This window comes from Escherichia sp. KCJ4928 (assembly GCF_004352695.1).
Taxonomy (GTDB): Bacteria; Pseudomonadota; Gammaproteobacteria; order Enterobacterales; family Enterobacteriaceae; genus ECMA0423.
Map to the genome: position 1 here is coordinate 1 of NZ_SJWV01000898.1, position 213 is coordinate 213.

A 213-nucleotide genomic window follows, 5' to 3' on the forward strand; every position below is an offset into this window, starting at 1 on the left:
CTGAGCTTGCCGGGCGGCTCTTCCTCCGGTGTGTCGGGTTGCTGCGGCTGTGCACTGACAGGGGCTTTTTCTGGCGCAGACGACGGGGCGGCGGGTTGTTCCGGTCTGTCGGCCCGGGGGGCTTCAGCTTTTGCCGTGACCGGCGCTTCCGGATGCGGTGTTTCAGCCGTACTGCCTGCTGTTTGTTCAGCCTCTGCCTTCGGTGACACAGGG

At 65.7% G+C, this 213-nt stretch carries 1 pseudogene; it reads right to left on the minus strand.

The window, feature by feature from the left end:
• A pseudogene (locus E0D98_RS27315) lies at positions 1 to 213 on the minus strand (DNA primase); the annotation flags it as partial.